Here is a 16,141-nt window from a genome sequence, read left to right on the forward strand (position 1 = left end):
AGCCCACGCGGTAACCGGTGTAGTCCATCTGCGCCGCAATCTTTTTTCGCACTTCAGGCCCGGCGATGGTTTCGCACAGGTACAGGCCGAGATCGATGCCTGCTGTCACCCCGCCGGCCGTGATGATGTTCCCTTCATCAACGATCCGGTCCGGCAGGACTTCGCCCGCGAAGTGATTCAGGAATCCCGCAAACTGCGGGTGCGTTGTCGCCCGCTTTCCCTTTCAGCAAACCGGCAGCCCCGAGCAGGAGCGATCCGCCGCAAAGGGCTGCAACCGTTGTTCTAGGAGAGGCCACCGCGATCCAGCGCAGGAATTCCGGGTCCTTCATGAGCGGCTGGATCCCGTCGCCGCCCGGAACGATGACATAATCATATTCTGAGAGATCGGGTGCTGCCCTGTCGGCTGCAAGCCGGGCCCCTTCCGATGACCGGACATCTCCCGTGCGGGAGCAGATATCGTACGTAAGATCGGGAACAAATCCCATGGTCTTCAGCCGGGTCAGGGGATCATAGGCACCGGCAAAATCGAGCAGGGTGAGATTATCGTACACAACAAACGCGATCTTCATGGGAAATTTCTCCAGGATAAGAAAAATGGATCAGAGGACGCCGAACAACGCAATATACGACGTCGAGATCATAATGACGAGGAGCACGATCAGGATCTTGTACCCGCAGGTCTCGCAGATACCGAGGAACGAGGGATTCTTCCCCTGATCGTACGATTCCGAACAGATGCGGCATGCCCGCGAATTCTCACCGTGCCCTGAGTGATCGTGATGATTGAATGCCTCGTGATGATGGGTCATAGTACCGTCATTTGTCGGTAAAAGGGTAAAACGCTGTCGACCTTTTCCGGCGAAAAATACGTTCTTTGCACGGTCAGGAACGCTTCCTGAGTTTCTCCACCAGGCCGGATACCCGGGCCTTTGCCGCGGCAGTTGCTTCTTCGTCCCGCTCCAGCATGACGGTGATCACGTCCCCCTCCCGGCTGCCCGGGGGGAGGAGCAGCGCCGGGATGCTGATGTGCCGGGTACCGTCTTCACGGTCGATAAGGATGGCAATCCCATTCTCGATCCGGTCGATGGTTGCCTTCATGCCTCTGCCTCATCTGCCCGCGTGTCGATAATCGTCCCGGTGCCGTCCCGCAGGATCGCGAGGTCGCCGCTGTTGCCCCAGAGAGGGGATGACCTGCCCATGTAGAGCGCCGTATCGTTCATGCTGCCGCTCCCGGAAAAGACCGTGACCGACGATGATGGGAGAAGGAGGACGGCCGGGAAGGTGAAGGTGCCCGAGCCGGTTTTATCGGAGAGCGTCCAGCCGGGGATCAGGACCGCCTCGTCTCCGCGGTTCGTGACCGTGACCCATTCCCCGTTCAGGTTTTCCCGGTCATCGCCCGGTGCATCGAACTGCACCCTGCTGATGTAAACGCCGGAAGCGTTCCCGAGCTGGACCAGAGGGAGCGTTACCGGCATCGTGACATTCGCGGGGAGGGACGATGCAAGATCAGCCATATCCAGGGAGATTGTCGGCTGGGATGGTACCGGACTGCTGGTTGCCGGAACCGGATGCGTTGCCGTGACTGCCGCATTCCAGAAACCCGCATCCCCGTTCTCTGTTGTAACCGAGATCGTATTCCCGTCGCTCTCCACGCGGATCGTCCCGTCCGTATCCGTGCGGAAGACCGTGGGACCTGCAGCGTTCAGCCGTTCGAGCGTCTCCCTGTGGGGATGCCCGTAATCATTTCCTTTCCCCAGGGACAGGATGGCAACCTGCGGATTAACACGGGAAAGGAACGCTGCCGAGCTTGCGCCGGAACTCCCGTGGTGGCCGACCTTCAGCACCTGTGCGTCCAGCGGGTAGCCGGATTTCGCCAGTGACTCTTCCGCAGGAATCGTCGCATCACCCATATAAAGCAGGTTCACGGTGCCGTACGAGACCCGGAGGACGATGCTGTTGGTGTTGAGATCGTCGCTATTCCGCTCTTTGGGGGGCGAGAGCACGAGGAGGCGGAGCGCGGGATCGATCCCGATGGTCTGGCCCCGTTCCGCGACAATGTAGGGGATCTGTTTCCGGTCGATCGTAAGAAGGAACTTCTCGTACAGGGACGATGAGGAGGGGAGACCGGAGTCGAGAACTTTGCCGACCTCGAAATTCGCAAGCACGTCCTGCATCCCGCCAATATGGTCAGCGTGCGGGTGCGTTGCCACGAGGAGATCGATCTTCCTGACACCAAGATCCTGCAGGGCACGAACAACCGTGTCGCCCCGGTCCGTGTCACCGGCATCGATCAGGATCACCGCGTCCCGGAAGAGAATGACCGACGAGTCGCCCTGCCCGGCATCCAGGAAATATACCTTGAGGTCGCCCGTGGTGCTCTGGTTGAGAACCGGGCCGGAGTGCGTGCCCGAGGAGGTGCATCCGGCAAGAAGGAGTGCAAAAACAAGGATGAGGGTGAGGCAGGCACCGGCCCGCAGTTGAAACGGAGAAGACACCCGCATAGGTTTCCTTATCCCGATTGTGCCCGTTCGACAAGAGCAACAGCCGCTTCCGCGGCCCCGTTCAGCACATATGCCTCGTCGGGGATACCGCGGTCGAGCATCAGCACGCGGCCATTGCAGATCGTGGTCTCGACCGAACCGCCGTTCGTGGAGTAGACGAGATTCGAGGTCGCGTTGTGGAGCGGGATGTTGCAGGCATCGCGGTTGCTGACAAGGATGATGTCGGCCGGTACACCGGCAACGAGCCGTCCGGTGGGGAGGCCGAGCGCCTTTGCGCCGTTTGCTGAGGCCATGGCAAGGGCCTCCGGCGCCGGAAGCACGGTGGGATTGTTCCAGAAGAACTTCTGGAGGATGGCTGCGACCTTCATCTCTTCGAGCATGTCGAGGTTGTTGTTCGAAGCGCACCCGTCCGTGCCAAGGCAGGTGTTCGCACCGGCTGCCTTCAGGTCAGCATACGGCATGGCCCGGTTGGTGGCAAGCTTCATGTTGCTGACCGGGTTGTGGGCAGCCGAGACGCCGCGTTCGCCCAGCAGCCGGCACTCTGCATCGTCCAGCCAGCAGCAGTGGGCGGCGACGGTACGGGGTGTTAAGATGCCGCAGGAGTCGAGATGGGCGGCCGGTCGTTTCCCATGGGTTGCAACGCAGTCGGTCACCTCCTTCTCGGTCTCGGACAGGTGGATGTGGATGCCGATCTTCTGCTGCTGTGCAAACTCGGCGCACCACTTCAGGCCTTCCGGGGAGACCGTGTAGATCGCGTGCGGCCCGACGGCTGCGGTGATCCGGGGGTTGTCCAGGGATTTGATGTGCGCTGCGAGATTCTCGGTTGCCTTGCACTCGGCCTCCCGTTTCTCCGCGTTGAAGAGGTCGATGAACCCGTACGAGAGGACGGCCCGGATGCCGGTCTCGTTCACGGCCTTCGCTGCCTGGTCCATCATGAAGTACATGTCGTTGAACGCAGTCGTGCCGGACCGGATCATCTCGATGCAGGCAAGCTTCGTCGCCCAGTAGATATCCTCGGGTTTCAGGTGGGCCTCCAAGGGCCAGATCTTCTGGGAAAGCCAGTCCTGCAGGATCATGTCGTCGGCATAGCCCCGCAGGAGGGTCATCGCCGCATGGGTGTGCGTGTTGACAAGTCCCGGGAGGGCAAGCGCCCCGTTCCCGTCAATCAGGAAGTCCTCGTCGCCCTTCCACGCCTTTCCTGCCATCTCCCCGACTGAGGTGATGATCCCCTTTTCATCGATGACGATGTCGACCTTTTTGGTATCCACCACAACATTTGTTATCAGCAGGGAGTGATTCTTCCCGAATATCCCGTCCATATCATCTGAAGTCATTGATCTTCCCGCTCCATTCAGCTCATGTGTGCAATGATCGTGTTCATAATCTCTTCTGTCCTGTCCTTGTGCTGCCGCGAAACGCTGACCATATGCTCGTACGTCAGGACTTCCTTTCCAAGGCCGTTCGCATAGTTCTCGATGGTGCAGAGTGCGGCAAACTCAATCCCCAGTTCGCGGGCAAGGGTAGCTTCGGATGCGACCGTCATGCCGACAACATCTGCGATCTTCGCGAGCGCTTCCACCTCCGCAATGGTTTCGATCCGCGGACCCCGCGTCTGGACGTAAACACCGCCGTACCGGGCCGAAGGGACCAGTTCTTTCAGTTTTTTTGCCAGACGTTCCGAGAGCTCGGGGCGGACGTGCTCGATTGCGTGGTCGTGGATGGAGGGGATGTCCGTCATGCTCACATAGTCTGTGGGGATAAGCAGAGAACCGGGCGCGATCTCCTGTTTCAGCGAACCCGTTGACCCGAATGCCACGATCCGTGTAACGCCCGCGATTGCCATGGCCGCAAGGTTCGCCCGGTAGTTGATCCGGTGCGGGGGGCGGTTGTTCTGGTGGCGCATCAGCATGACGAGATCCCTGCCGCAGAGCAGGTCGGCAGGGCCAAACGGCGTTGCCACCGTCTTCTTTGCTAACTGCGGGAGCGTGGAGAAGAGCAGGCTCGTGCCCCCGATGATCCCGAGCATCAGCCCCTCCCGGGAGGGATACCGGGTGGCAGAAGAGTTCTAACAGCCATGGAATTCTTTCCTTCCTTAAGGAAAGGTTGGCGGCGATGCACTAATACATACCGAATTATGGGGAGGAACTGACGCGGGCACCAGGGCCCGGGCCGGGAGTTGACGAACAATTCTTTTATCCTATGCCAACCTACTAGATAGGAGCGGGCCGGTAGATCAGTGGTAGATCGCTTCCTTGGCATGGAAGAGGCCGCGGGTTCAATTCCCGCCCGGTCCATTTCTTCTCCCGCAATCTCTCCATTTCTCCCGTTTTTTTGTATTATGCCAGACAGTTCCTGCGGTTTTTCCCCGTTCCGGCAGATTCTCCCGGAATCGATTTCGGAATACATAAGAAAGGTGAAGGCGAAACAGTCGCATCAGCTGCACCACATCCCCGCCAACCGCGTTTTTTCCGGGATGGGTGCGGAACGATACACCCGTAAGGAGGGAAGTTACCCGTATGGTCGGATTGAACCGGTTCTCCGGCAGGAGGATCGTTGTTGTCGAGGACAGCCGCACCCAGGCCGAGTACCTCTGCCATCTCCTGGAACTGGAAGGGGCTCTGGTCGTAGCAGCATCCGCGGGAGAGGAAGCGCTGGCAGCGATCCGGAACAATCCTCCCGATATCGTACTCACCGACATCGTGATGCCGGGCATGGACGGGTACGAGCTCTGTCATACAATCAAGTCTGATCCCACAACGGCAGGGATACCGGTCATCCTCGTCACCCAGCTCCATGATCCTTCTGACGTGCTGAAGGGACTTGTGGCCGGAGCAGAGAACTTCATTGTCAAACCCTATGATCCGGAGCAGGTCCATTCCCGGATTGCCTCTGCATTTGACGCGAAAAATACACCCGACCCGGATGGGCAGCGGGATGCGTTTGAGTACATCCTTGACGGGCAGCTGTATACCATCACGTTCAGCCGATCACGGATCCTCGACGTCCTTCTCTCCACGTACGAGTTTGCTATCAAAAAGAACACCGAGCTGCAGGAGGCACACGAGCACATGACCGCCTTAAACGAGGAACTGATGGCGGCAGTCGAGGACCTCCAGCAGGCAAACCGGAACCTTTCAACGGAGAATGCCGAGCGGGGGCGGGTGGAGAGGGCGCTTGCCAATGCCAACCGGAAGCTCAATCTCATGACGAGCGTAACCCGGCACGACATCAACAACCAGATCCTCTCGCTCCATGGTTACATCGAGCTTGCGGAGATGGAGGTCCAGGACGCAAAAGTCATTGAATACATCGGGAAAGCGAAGGCAGCCGCACAGAAGATCCAGCGGCAGATCGCGTTCACCAAGCAGTACGAGGACATCGGGGTTAAGGCCCCCCGCTGGCAGGACCTCGCCACGGCGATCGATCCGCTCCGGCAGACCCTCGTCGGCGAGTCCATCGAGCTCGTAACCCGCGATCTCCACTACGAGATCTATGCCGACCCGCTCTTTTCCCGGGTCTTCGAGAACCTGGCTGATAACTCCATCCGCCACGGGAAGCAAGTCCGACGGATCACCATCTCCGCAGAGCGGTCCCTCGATGGCGGGCTGCTCATCATGTACGAAGATGACGGAGGAGGGGTGGACGAAGCCGAAAAGACAAAAATCTTCGAGAAAGGATTCGGCAGGAACACCGGCCTTGGTCTCTTCCTTTCGCGGGAGATCCTCGAGTTCACCGGGATCTCGATCCGGGAGAACGGCGTACCCGGAAAGGGTGCCCTGTTCGAGATCACGGTCCCGCCGGAAGAAGTAAGGAAAGCCGGTTCGCAGTAAGAGGCTCCATCCCTGCCGGGCCAGCTGACGGTAGGAAACAATCCTGTACGGCAAACCGCTGCCGGTACGCAGACTTCCTGAGAACTCACTTTTTTATAGTCCGGCAATAAGGGTACGACCGGAGATTATGCGCATCCGTGACCTGATCCTGCCGGAAGACAAGGTCTTCTTCACGCTCTTTTTAGAGATGGCCGAGAAGATCGGCGAGGCCGCGTCAACGTTCAACGAGATCACCCACGAGCTCCCGGGCGGGACCGAGAAAGCCCACAAGGTGCGGCAGATCGAGCACCACGGGGACGAGATCACCCGGAAGATCTTCGAGCAGCTGGACGAATCGCTCATCACTCCGCTCGAACCCGAGGAGATCGCCCGCCTCGCCCCGGTGCTTGATGATGTCCTTGACCGGCTCGACTGGGTCACCCACCAGCTCTGCAACTACGAGATCCCGGCGACAAATGATGTACTCAAGGAATACTCCTACCTTATCCTGCTCGCGGGCACCGAGATTGGGCATGCAACAAAGAGCCTCTCGACGCTGAAGAACGCCGAGGAGGTAAAGACCCATACCCGCGAGATCAGCCGGCTCTACAACCTCTCGACCGAGCTCCTCTCGCGGGCAATCCTCGAGCTCTTCAAGACGCAGGATCTCCTGATGATCATCAAGCTTAAGGATATCTACGAGGGCATGGCGAAGGTCATGGAGAAATGCAACGATGTCGGCCACGTGATCCACGACATCGCGATGGCCCACGCGTGACGGTCATGGAGCCCCTCGTCCTCTTCGGCATCATCCTGGCCCTGGCTCTCAATTTTGTCAACGGGCTCAACGATGCTTCGCATTCCATTGCAACAGTTGTGGCCACAAAAGCCCTCTCACCGTTCAAGGCCGTCATCTATACCGGGCTCTGTAATATCGCAGGGCCATTCGTCTTCACGACTGCAGTCGCAGCCACCATCGGGACGGCCATCGTCCACGCAGACGGGCTTACCCCGCTCTCGATCGTAGTCGCCATGGGAGCAGCGATCATCCTCGTCTTCGTTGCCACCCGTTCCGGTATCCCCATCTCGAGCAGCCATGCCATGGTCGGGGGACTTCTCGGTGCCGGCATTGCAGTCATGGGGCCGGCTGCGGTGCTCCTGCCGTCAGCGCTTGAGGTTGAGGAGGTCATAGGCGCTGCCCTCATCGGTGGTGCGGTCGGGGGAGTCCTCCTCGGCCTCTTTGTTGCGTCCTTCCACGAGGATGTACGGCTCGGCGCGCTGCTCGGGGCGATCTGCGGGGCAGCGCTCGCCATCCCGTTTTTGATGTTCATTGGCATCCTGAAACTCTCCGGCCTCTTTGCCATCGTCCTCTTCATCTTCATCTCCCCTATCATTGGGATCACCGGTGCGTTCTTCTTCGACCTGCTGGTCATCCACCTCTTCCGGCACTCCCGCCGGAACCGGATGAGACGGATCTTCCAGCCGCTTCACGTCCTTGCCTGCCTGGTCCAGGCGACTGCCCATGGGGGTAACGACGGGCAGCATGCCATCGGTGTCATCACGGCCCTGCTCGTCTCGTCCGGGATCCTCCTGAGCTTCGATGTCCCGTTCTGGGTGGTCGCCACCTCCGCCCTTGCTATCGGCCTTGGCACCTGCTTTGGGGGCTGGCAGGTAGTGGACAAGATGGCAAGGGAGATCACGAAGATCCGGCCGTACCAGGGGTTCTGTGCGGCAACCGCGAGCAGTGCGATCCTCGTCTCGGTCACTCACGCGGGTATCCCGGTCTCCTCAACGCACGCGATCAACGGGGCAATCATCGGGGTCGGGGCAACCCGGGGCAAAAGTGCGGTCCAGTGGAAGGTGGTCCGCGAGATGATGACCGCGTGGATCATTACGATACCCCTCGCACTTGCCATTGCATGGGCCGGATACTTCGTTGTCGCGTTTGTCACCGGGCTTTTTTAGGACACGGCCCGTTTCGCTAAATTTTTATCATCTCCGGCCGATTTACCAACGGGTTTGTTATGGGTTTGCGGGAATTGCTGATACCCCAGGACAAGGTTTTTTTCGACCTGTTCGAGAAACAGGCAGGGATCGTGAAGGAGGCTGCATGGCAGCTCGTTGCCCTCACGGAAGATTTCACGAATGTCAAGGATAAGCGCCACGCCATTGAGAAACTGGAGCACAAGGGCGATCTTTTAACGCACGATATCTACAACCAGTTGAACACCACTTTCATCACGCCGCTCGATCCCGAGGAGATCTCCCGGCTTGCCGCGAGCCTTGATGACGTTCTGGACTTTATTGACGGTGCGACGGAGAAGATGCAGTATTACGGGATCGATGCAGCCGACTCCCACATGGTCGAGCTCGCAAAGCTGATCCATATGTCCACGCTCGAGATCGAGAGTGCGGTCAAGGGCATCCGGTCGATCAAGGACCCCCGCTATGTCGAGGAGCGCTGCATCGAGGTCAACCGGCTCGAGAACCTTGCCGACGACGTGCTCGCCCATGCGGTCACGGACCTTTTCAAGACCAATGACGCGATCATGATCATCAAGTTCAAGGACATCTACGAGCATCTCGAGACCGCGACCGACCGGTGCGAGGACGTGGCAAACGTCCTGTCCGATATTGCGATCCGTCACTCATGAGACGGTAGCGGGAGACGTGAGGTGGCGGCAGATTGATCGAGGCAACATGGGAACTGATCCTGATCATCATCGGTATTGCACTGATCTTTGACTTCACGAACGGGTTCCACGATTCAGCAAATTCCATCTCAACGGTTGTATCTACAAAGGTCCTCTCCCCTAGGAAAGCCGTAGTCTTTGCAGCCTTCTTCAACTTCATCGCGGCGTTCGGCTTTGGCGTTGCCGTTGCAAGCACCATCAGCAAGATCATCCACCTCGACGTTGTCGAGACCGCGGTCGTCCCCTACATCATCCTTGCGGCACTCATCGGGGCAATCTCCTGGAATATCATCACGTGGTTCTTCGGCCTGCCAACATCTTCGTCCCATGCCCTGATTGGGGGGCTTGCAGGTGCCGGCATCTCCGCAGCGGGGCTTGCCGCAATCAAGTGGTCGACGGTCGAAGTGGTTGTTGCTTTCATGATCCTCTCGCCCATAATCGGGCTCATCTGCGGTTTTTTGTTCATGGCGGCCGTTCTCTGGCTCACCCGGAAGTCAAACAAACAGTCGGCCGAGAAGAACTTCCGGAACCTCCAGCTCGTCTCGGCAGCGGCTAACTGTTTCAGCCATGGCACAAACGATGCGCAGAAGACCATCGGGATCATCCTCCCCCTCCTCTTTGCCATCGGATATTACGGCGTATCCGTGGATCCAAACCATCTCCCGGTGCCATTCTGGGTCATCATACTTGCTTATACTGCAATCGCACTCGGGACACTTGCCGGGGGATGGAGGATTGTCAAGACAATGGGTTACAACATCATCAAAATGCGGCCGGTCCACGGATTTGCCGCCAATGCCGCGAGCGCATCCACCATCATCGGGGCATCCATTGCCGGCATCCCTGTGAGCACCACCCATGTCATCTGCTCGTCCATCATGGGCGTAGGGACAACTATGGGTTCGAACTCCGTGAAGTGGGGGGTTGCCCGGACCATAATGTGGGCATGGATTCTCACTATCCCGATCAGCGCCGTGATAGGGTTTGCCGCGTTCTTGGTGATCCGGGTCGTGATTGGGTACTAACATCATTTTTCTGCTTGGCAGAATACCAATCATCCTGTTAGGATCGCCCACCTTGCGCCTCTGAAACGTCCAGCAGAACATTGAGGAAGAGAAGAAGCTTCAGCGTTCTTCGAACAGTACCAGACTAAAAGAGCCTTTCAGGGTTTTCTCACGACGGTCAAGCAGAACCATTCCCTGTAGAAAAACCGCCCCACCGACAGCTTAACGAGATCTTCCCGTGATAAGGGATACTATGGTATGATCGAAGCTTCGTGGGGCCTGATCGTCTTCATCATCGGCGTTGCACTGGTCTTTGACTTTACCAACGGCTTCCACGACTCGGCAAACTCCATCTCCACGGTTGTATCAACCAAGGTCCTCTCTCCCCGGAGTGCCGTGCTCTTTGCAGCCTTCTTCAACTTTATTGCCGCATTCGGCTTTGGTGTCGCGGTGGCGAGCACCATCAGCAAGATCATCCGGTTGAATATTGTCGATACTGCTGCCGTCCCGTACATCATTCTCTGTGCTCTTGTCGGCGCCATATCCTGGAACCTGATCACCTGGTTCTTCGGGATTCCCACCTCGTCGTCCCACGCGCTCATCGGGGGGATGACCGGTGCGGGCCTGTCCGCGGCCGGGATTGCCGCGATTAAATGGTCAACGGTCGGGGAAGTTGCCCTGTTCATGATCATCTCACCCCTGATTGGCCTTGCCTGCGGATTCCTCTTTATGGCAGCCATCCTCAACATCACGAAGACGGCAAACAAACTTTCCGCAGAGACCCATTTCAGGCGGCTCCAGCTCTTTTCCGCGGCCGCCTACAGTTTCAGCCATGGCACGAACGATGCGCAGAAGACCATGGGGATCATCGTCCCGCTTCTCTTCTCTATCGGGTACTTCGGGGCAGCCGCCGACCCGAACCACCTTCCGGTCCCTCTCTGGGTGATCCTCATCGCCCATACGGCCATTGCGCTTGGCACGCTCTCGGGCGGCTGGCGGATCGTCAGGACCATGGGTTACAAGATCACCAAGCTCCGCCCGGTCCACGGGTTTGCTGCAGAGACTGCCGGGGCTTCGACCATCATCGGTGCATCGGTTGCCGGCATCCCGGTCAGCACCACGCACATCATCTGCACCTCCATCATGGGTGTCGGGACAACCATGGGGACGAGCACGGTGAAGTGGGGCGTTGCACGGACCATCATGTGGGCGTGGATCCTCACGATCCCTATCAGTGCCCTGATCGGGTTTGTTGCGTTTGCGGTGACACGGATAATGATAGGGTACTGAACTCTATCGTCACCTTCCGGCAATCCCGGCATTATTGGGCCCTAATAAGACCTCCGTCGAAAATCCTGATAAGTTCCACGAACGATGATCCGTTATCCGGAGGTCCGGCTCCCCCTGCCGGTTCCTTCAGCCCCACACTTCCCCGAATTCCCCCCTCGCGATCGATCAGAAGGGCAACAATTAATCCGATTTTGGCGTCTATTTTCCAACCCGATCCACAAAATCTCCCCTATGCAGCGATATTTCCAAAAAGGTACTCTGTAATTCGCCAAAAACCGCGACTATCCGGAAACCCGTTTTCCAAAATGGCCTCCGATCCTAAAAATAACCTCAAATTAAAGAGATAATTCTATGGCAAAGAGTCTCCCCGAAATCCTCCCTGCCGCCCCTCAGTGGATCTCCACCCTCTCCCCGGTCTCCATGTACTGGACGTTCTCGGCGATCTTGCAGGCATGGTCGGCGCAGCGTTCGAGGTACCGGGCAACCATGATGTAGTGCGTGCACCGCGAGATGGTCCGCGGATCTTCCATCATGTAGGTGATCCCCTGGCGGAAGATCGAGTGACGGAGGGCGTCGATGGTGTCGTCCCGCTGCGTGAATGCCTCGATGAGCCGGAGATTGTCGGTATCGTAGGCCTCGATCGCGTCGTCTACCATATCGATGACGAGCTCGGCCATGTGGGGGAGGCTCATGAGGTTTGCGATATGCGGGTTGTCGGAGAGGTCCCGGACAATGTTTGCGATCACCTTCCCGTAGCGCCCGATGCGGAGCGATGCCGTGATCACCTTGAGGGTGCAGGCAATGATCCGCATGTCCTTTGCCATCGGCTGGTTGAGCGCAATGAGCTGGTAGCAGCGCTCTTCGAGCCGGACTTCCATTTTGTGGATCTCCTCCTTCCTGTCGACAACGGAGACGGCAAGGTCCTCATCCTGCCGGATGAGGGCATCCACGGCATCCCGCAGCATGGACCTCCCGAAGTGTGCCATCTCCACTGCTTCCTTCCTGAGTTCTGAAAGCTCCGTGTGGAATTTTTCTGCCATGGTTCACCTACCCGAACCGCCCGGTAATGTAATTCTCGGTCAGCTCTTCGGCCGGGTGCTCGAAGATCTGTTTCGTCTTTCCGCACTCGATCAGTTTGCCGAGGTACATGAACCCCGTGTAATCGCTGACCCGCGCTGCCTGCTGCATGTTGTGGGTCACGATGATGACCGTGTAGTCCGCCTTGAGCATCTCGATGAGGTTCTCGATCTTCGCGGTCGCGATCGGGTCGAGCGCCGAGCAGGGCTCGTCCATCAGGATCACTTCCGGCTCTACAGCAAGCGTCCGCGCAATGCAGAGCCGCTGCTGCTGGCCGCCCGAGAGGCCGAGAGCCGAGTCGTTCAGCCGGTCCTTCACTTCATCCCAGAGTGCGGCATGGCGGAGGCTCTGCTCCACGATCCGGTCGAGCTCGCACTTGTCGCGGATCCCGTGGACCCGGGGGCCGTACGCGATGTTGTCGTAGATGGTCTTCGGGAACGGGTTGGGCTTCTGGAAGACCATGCCGACCTTCTTCCGGAGGGTCACGACATCGGTGGACGGAGCATGGATGTTCTCGTCATCGAGCGTGATCTCGCCCGTGATCTTCACGTGGTCGATGAGGTCGTTCAGCCGGTTGAAGCACCGGAGCAGGGTCGATTTCCCGCAGCCCGAGGGGCCGATCAGGGCGGTGACCCGGTTCTTCGGCATCTTCATCGAGACAGACTCGAGGGCGTGCTTCCCGTTATACCAGAGGTTGAGGTTGTTTGTGGTGATAATTGCGGATTCGGACATGGGTTATCCCCGTGCTTTGTTCTGGAAATGAGTTCTTGCCAGGATCGCGACTGCATAGAACCCGATAACGAGCAGGAGCAGGACGAGTGCGGTCCCGTATTTGTTCATCGACGATCCGGGCACGTTGGTTGCCAGGATGAAGAGGTGGTACGGCAGCGCCATGACCGGGTCGAAGACCGAGTCGGGCAGGAACCGGCTTGAGAAGACAACCGCCGTGAACATGATCGGTGCGGTCTCCCCGGCAGCCCGGCCGATGGAGAGGATGGCGCCGGTCACGATCCCCGGCACGGCCGGGGGTATGACGACCTGGCTGATGGTCTGCCACTTGGTTGCCCCGAGCGCAAGGCTTCCCTCGCGGAGCGACTGCGGGATGTTTTTTAACGATTCCTCTGTTGTCCGGATGACGGTCGGCAGGACCATCAGGGCAAGCGTGATCTGCCCGGCCAGGAGCGAGACCCCGACGCCCAGGTAGAGGACGATGAAGGCAAACCCGAAGAGGCCGAAAACGATGGAGGGCGTGCCGTTGAGCAGGTCGACACCGGTCCGGATGACTTTCGTGATCTTCCCTTCCCGGGTGTATTCGACAAGGTAGACTGCCGCCCCTACGCCAAAAGGCAGGGCAATGGCGATCGCGCCGGCAACGAGATACAGCGTCCCGATAATGGCCGGGAAGATCCCGCCTTCGCGGCCCAGGTCCCGTGGCGTCTGGGTGAGGAAATCCCAGTTAAGGGCCGGCAGACCGTGGACAACGATGTCGGAGAGGATGATGAAGAGGATGGCAAGCACGATGATCGTTGCAAGGCCGACCAGGCAGAAAGCCAGGGTCTGGATCCTTTTCTCCGAAAGATACGGTCTTCCGGCCAGCCACAGGCAGCCGGCCATGAGGATGACCGGTGCCAGCCACCAGGAGACCGATGTCAGGAAGACCAGCAGCACCGCGAGCGCGAGCATCTCCGCGATGAAAACAACCTTCCGCCGGGTCTCCGGTGCGAGGAAGGGTTGTTTCCCGGCCGTGGTTGTCCGCCGTTCTTTCAGCCGGTGGAGGATCGCGACCGCAGAGAGGTTGATGATGAGCGTGATGACAAGCAGGACAACGGCGATCCCGAAGAGGGCGCTGTAGTGTTCGCTGCCCACCGGGACCTCACCCATCTCGATCCCGAGCGTTGCGGTCAGGGTCCGGAGCGGCGAGAGGATGTTCCAGATCGGGTCCGGGATGATGGCCGCATTCCCGGCAACCATCAGCACGGCCATGGTCTCGCCGACCACCCGGCCGATGCCGAGGATGATCGCGGCGGCGATGCCGGAGAGCGCGGCCGGCACGAGGACCTGGCTGATGGTCTGCCACCGGGTTGCCCCGATGGCAAGCGACCCCTCCTTGTACTCGTGGGGGACGGAGCTGATCGCGTCCTCCGAGACGCTGATGATCGTGGGGAGGGCCATGATCCCGAGCAGGACCGATGCGGCAAGCCAGGTCTCGCCCGATGGAATGTCAAAGGTTATCCGGATAACATTCGTGAGAACGATGAGCCCGAAGAACCCGTACACGACCGAGGGGATCCCGGCCAGAAGTTCAACCGCGGGCTTGAGGACTGCCCTGACTTTCGGGGAGGCGAGTTCGGAGATGTAAATAGCACAGCCAAGGGAAAGCGGGACGGAGAAGATCATCGCGCCCAGGGTGACGAGGAGCGTCCCGACAATGAGCGGCCAGATGCCGTACAACGGCTCTGCTGCGGTCGGGGCCCAGACAGGCCCGAAGAGGAAATTCGCGATACCAACGTCAGCAAAGATCGGGTATGCGTCCCGGAACAAGAAGAGCAGGATGAATGATACGACTATTACGGCAAAAGCGGCGGTGAAGAAGAAGACGGTTTTAACAGAACGTTCCTTAAGAACAAAGAGGCGTACAGTGTTCCCGGATCGTGGGGTGACACCGTTTGTTTTTCCCGTGAAGTCCAAGGCAACCAGCCCCCGTTCAAGAAAATGTGTTGTTTCTTCCCTCGCACATCAACCGACGGTCACGTATCCTTCGTCAGCCACGATCTTCTGGCCGTCTGCGCTGAGGATGTAGGTGATGAAGTCGCCGGTAAGCCCGGAGGGCTGGCCATTTGTTATGACATAGAGGTTACGGGAGACCGGGTAATCGCGGGACTTGACATTCTCAAGGTTCGGCGCAATGACCTTGTCGGCATTATACCAGATCGGAAGTGCCGTGACATCCTTGCTCACGAAACCAATCGAGACATAGCCGATTGAACCGGGTGTCTGGGCAACGGTCTGGAGAACGGCGCCGTTGGAGTTCTTCTCAAGCATCTTTGCCGTCGGGGTCTTCTTTGCCAGCAGGTGTTCATCGAAGAAGGCGCGGGTGCCCGAGGCGCTGTCACGGCCGATCACAACGATCTGGTTGTTGGTGCCGGGGACACCGGCTCCGGTGATCTCGGTCCACTTGGTGGTCTTGCCCAGGTAGATATTCTTGATCTGGTCGAGCGTGATGTAATCGATCGTGTTGGCCGGATTGACGACAACGGCGATACCATCCTGTGCAACCGTGGTCACAACGAACGAGGGGTACTTGGTCATCTCGGCACTGGTGATGTCACGCGAGGACATGCCGATGTCAACGGTCTTTGCACCGATGGCCTGGATACCAACGCCGGATCCGCCGCCGGATATCTGGATGTCCGCGTCCGGGTGGCTTGCCATGTACTGGTCGGCAGCCTTCTGGACGATCGGGAGGACCGTGGTCGAGCCGCTGATCCTGAGAGTCTGCTTCTGGCCGGTGGGGGCAGAGAGGGGCTTTTCTGCCGGTGTTTCGGCAACGGTTGCTTCGGGCGAAGCAGGGGCCGCTGCCGGGATCTGGTCCATGGCCGCAGCAGGAACTGCGGTGGGGTCAACGGTCTTTGCTTCCGCACCAGTACGGGGAGCGGTACAACCGGCAGCCATTGCAAACATGACGAGTGCAATGAGGCTTACGGCAACAATCAGGATGGAACTCCGATTCGCATTCATGGATGTTCTATCAGCAATTTCACGGGAGC

Annotated in this window: 16 protein-coding genes and 1 tRNA gene; 7 read left to right on the forward strand and 10 right to left on the reverse strand. The window is 58.8% G+C overall.

The features are described 5' to 3' along the window. Positions 1 to 137 precede the first annotated feature (137 nt). From METFOR_RS10100 to METFOR_RS10125, 6 genes are all read right to left on the reverse strand, one after another. A complete protein-coding gene (locus METFOR_RS10100; RefSeq protein WP_052310785.1) occupies positions 138 to 569 on the reverse strand; it encodes a DJ-1/PfpI family protein in 432 nt (143 codons plus the stop codon). Between the two features lie 30 nt (positions 570 to 599). Then, positions 600 to 809, reverse strand: coding sequence for a hypothetical protein (locus METFOR_RS10105; protein ID WP_015286039.1), 210 nt, complete (start codon positions 807 to 809; stop codon positions 600 to 602). Between the two features lie 73 nt (positions 810 to 882). Then, complete coding sequence (locus METFOR_RS10110; RefSeq protein ID WP_015286040.1) at positions 883 to 1,098, reverse strand: DUF3006 domain-containing protein; 216 nt, start codon at positions 1,096 to 1,098, stop codon at positions 883 to 885. Next, the gene (locus METFOR_RS10115; RefSeq protein WP_015286041.1) at positions 1,095 to 2,501 is read right to left on the reverse strand and encodes a lamin tail domain-containing protein; all 1,407 of its coding nucleotides are present in this window, start codon (positions 2,499 to 2,501) and stop codon (positions 1,095 to 1,097) included. Before METFOR_RS10115 ends, METFOR_RS10110 begins: the two co-directional genes overlap by 4 nt. A gap of 8 nt (positions 2,502 to 2,509) precedes the next feature. Further along, the gene (locus METFOR_RS10120) at positions 2,510 to 3,835 is read right to left on the reverse strand and encodes an amidohydrolase (protein WP_015286042.1); all 1,326 of its coding nucleotides are present in this window, start codon (positions 3,833 to 3,835) and stop codon (positions 2,510 to 2,512) included. Between the two features lie 17 nt (positions 3,836 to 3,852). Beyond that, positions 3,853 to 4,527 carry an MTAP family purine nucleoside phosphorylase gene (locus METFOR_RS10125; protein WP_015286043.1) on the reverse strand — a complete coding sequence of 225 codons (675 nt, stop codon included), beginning with the start codon at positions 4,525 to 4,527 and terminating at the stop codon, positions 3,853 to 3,855. A gap of 196 nt (positions 4,528 to 4,723) precedes the next feature. On the opposite strand from METFOR_RS10125, the gene METFOR_RS10130 reads away from it, so the two are divergent. From METFOR_RS10130 to METFOR_RS10160, 7 genes are all read left to right on the forward strand, one after another. Further along, positions 4,724 to 4,795, forward strand: a tRNA-Ala gene (locus METFOR_RS10130). A 222-nt stretch (positions 4,796 to 5,017) separates the two neighbouring features. Next, positions 5,018 to 6,331: a hybrid sensor histidine kinase/response regulator gene (locus METFOR_RS10135; protein WP_015286044.1), complete on the forward strand. Its 1,314-nt coding sequence runs from the start codon at positions 5,018 to 5,020 to the stop codon at positions 6,329 to 6,331. Between the two features lie 127 nt (positions 6,332 to 6,458). Then, positions 6,459 to 7,088, forward strand: coding sequence for a DUF47 domain-containing protein (locus METFOR_RS10140; RefSeq protein WP_015286045.1), 630 nt, complete (start codon positions 6,459 to 6,461; stop codon positions 7,086 to 7,088). Between the two features lie 5 nt (positions 7,089 to 7,093). Beyond that, positions 7,094 to 8,275, forward strand: a complete 1,182-nt coding sequence (locus tag METFOR_RS10145) for an inorganic phosphate transporter (RefSeq protein ID WP_015286046.1) — start codon at positions 7,094 to 7,096, stop codon at positions 8,273 to 8,275. 59 nt (positions 8,276 to 8,334) lie between these two features. Further along, complete coding sequence (locus METFOR_RS10150; RefSeq protein WP_015286047.1) at positions 8,335 to 8,964, forward strand: DUF47 domain-containing protein; 630 nt, start codon at positions 8,335 to 8,337, stop codon at positions 8,962 to 8,964. 32 nt (positions 8,965 to 8,996) lie between these two features. Beyond that, positions 8,997 to 10,028 carry an inorganic phosphate transporter gene (locus METFOR_RS10155; protein ID WP_015286048.1) on the forward strand — a complete coding sequence of 344 codons (1,032 nt, stop codon included), beginning with the start codon at positions 8,997 to 8,999 and terminating at the stop codon, positions 10,026 to 10,028. 237 nt (positions 10,029 to 10,265) lie between these two features. After that, positions 10,266 to 11,297 (forward strand): inorganic phosphate transporter, encoded by a 1,032-nt coding sequence (locus METFOR_RS10160; RefSeq protein WP_015286049.1) that lies wholly within the window; start codon positions 10,266 to 10,268, stop codon positions 11,295 to 11,297. A 389-nt stretch (positions 11,298 to 11,686) separates the two neighbouring features. On the opposite strand, the gene phoU is transcribed toward METFOR_RS10160, so the two are convergent. The 4 genes from phoU to METFOR_RS10180 are packed head-to-tail and all read right to left on the reverse strand — an operon-like array spanning position 11,687 to position 16,112. Next, positions 11,687 to 12,337: a phosphate signaling complex protein PhoU gene (phoU, locus tag METFOR_RS10165; RefSeq protein ID WP_015286050.1), complete on the reverse strand. Its 651-nt coding sequence runs from the start codon at positions 12,335 to 12,337 to the stop codon at positions 11,687 to 11,689. A gap of 7 nt (positions 12,338 to 12,344) precedes the next feature. Continuing rightward, the gene (gene pstB / locus METFOR_RS10170) at positions 12,345 to 13,106 is read right to left on the reverse strand and encodes a phosphate ABC transporter ATP-binding protein PstB (RefSeq protein WP_015286051.1); all 762 of its coding nucleotides are present in this window, start codon (positions 13,104 to 13,106) and stop codon (positions 12,345 to 12,347) included. A gap of 3 nt (positions 13,107 to 13,109) precedes the next feature. After that, positions 13,110 to 15,062: a phosphate ABC transporter permease PstA gene (gene pstA / locus METFOR_RS10175; protein ID WP_015286052.1), complete on the reverse strand. Its 1,953-nt coding sequence runs from the start codon at positions 15,060 to 15,062 to the stop codon at positions 13,110 to 13,112. 48 nt (positions 15,063 to 15,110) lie between these two features. Continuing rightward, entirely contained in the window at positions 15,111 to 16,112 is a 1,002-nt protein-coding gene (locus tag METFOR_RS10180; protein ID WP_015286053.1) for a phosphate ABC transporter substrate-binding protein, read from the reverse strand. Positions 16,113 to 16,141 lie beyond the last annotated feature (29 nt).

The organism is Methanoregula formicica SMSP (genome assembly GCF_000327485.1).
In the GTDB taxonomy this organism is placed as follows: Archaea; Halobacteriota; Methanomicrobia; order Methanomicrobiales; family Methanospirillaceae; genus Methanoregula; species Methanoregula formicica.

Excerpts from the sequence above, each read along its gene's own strand:
- METFOR_RS10100 (WP_052310785.1), bottom strand. The coding sequence starts at position 569 with ATGAAGATCGCGTTTGTTGTGTACGATAATCTCACCCTGCTCGATTTT.
- METFOR_RS10105 (WP_015286039.1), bottom strand. The coding sequence starts at position 809 with ATGACCCATCATCACGAGGCATTCAATCATCACGATCACTCAGGGCAC.
- METFOR_RS10110 (WP_015286040.1), bottom strand. The coding sequence starts at position 1,098 with ATGAAGGCAACCATCGACCGGATCGAGAATGGGATTGCCATCCTTATC.
- METFOR_RS10115 (WP_015286041.1), bottom strand. The coding sequence starts at position 2,501 with ATGCGGGTGTCTTCTCCGTTTCAACTGCGGGCCGGTGCCTGCCTCACC.
- METFOR_RS10120 (WP_015286042.1), bottom strand. The coding sequence starts at position 3,835 with ATGACTTCAGATGATATGGACGGGATATTCGGGAAGAATCACTCCCTG.
- METFOR_RS10125 (WP_015286043.1), bottom strand. The coding sequence starts at position 4,527 with ATGCTCGGGATCATCGGGGGCACGAGCCTGCTCTTCTCCACGCTCCCG.
- METFOR_RS10135 (WP_015286044.1), top strand. The coding sequence starts at position 5,018 with ATGGTCGGATTGAACCGGTTCTCCGGCAGGAGGATCGTTGTTGTCGAG.
- METFOR_RS10140 (WP_015286045.1), top strand. The coding sequence starts at position 6,459 with ATGCGCATCCGTGACCTGATCCTGCCGGAAGACAAGGTCTTCTTCACG.
- METFOR_RS10145 (WP_015286046.1), top strand. The coding sequence starts at position 7,094 with ATGGAGCCCCTCGTCCTCTTCGGCATCATCCTGGCCCTGGCTCTCAAT.
- METFOR_RS10150 (WP_015286047.1), top strand. The coding sequence starts at position 8,335 with ATGGGTTTGCGGGAATTGCTGATACCCCAGGACAAGGTTTTTTTCGAC.
- METFOR_RS10160 (WP_015286049.1), top strand. The coding sequence starts at position 10,266 with ATGATCGAAGCTTCGTGGGGCCTGATCGTCTTCATCATCGGCGTTGCA.
- phoU (WP_015286050.1), bottom strand. The coding sequence starts at position 12,337 with ATGGCAGAAAAATTCCACACGGAGCTTTCAGAACTCAGGAAGGAAGCA.
- pstB (WP_015286051.1), bottom strand. The coding sequence starts at position 13,106 with ATGTCCGAATCCGCAATTATCACCACAAACAACCTCAACCTCTGGTAT.
- METFOR_RS10180 (WP_015286053.1), bottom strand. The coding sequence starts at position 16,112 with ATGAATGCGAATCGGAGTTCCATCCTGATTGTTGCCGTAAGCCTCATT.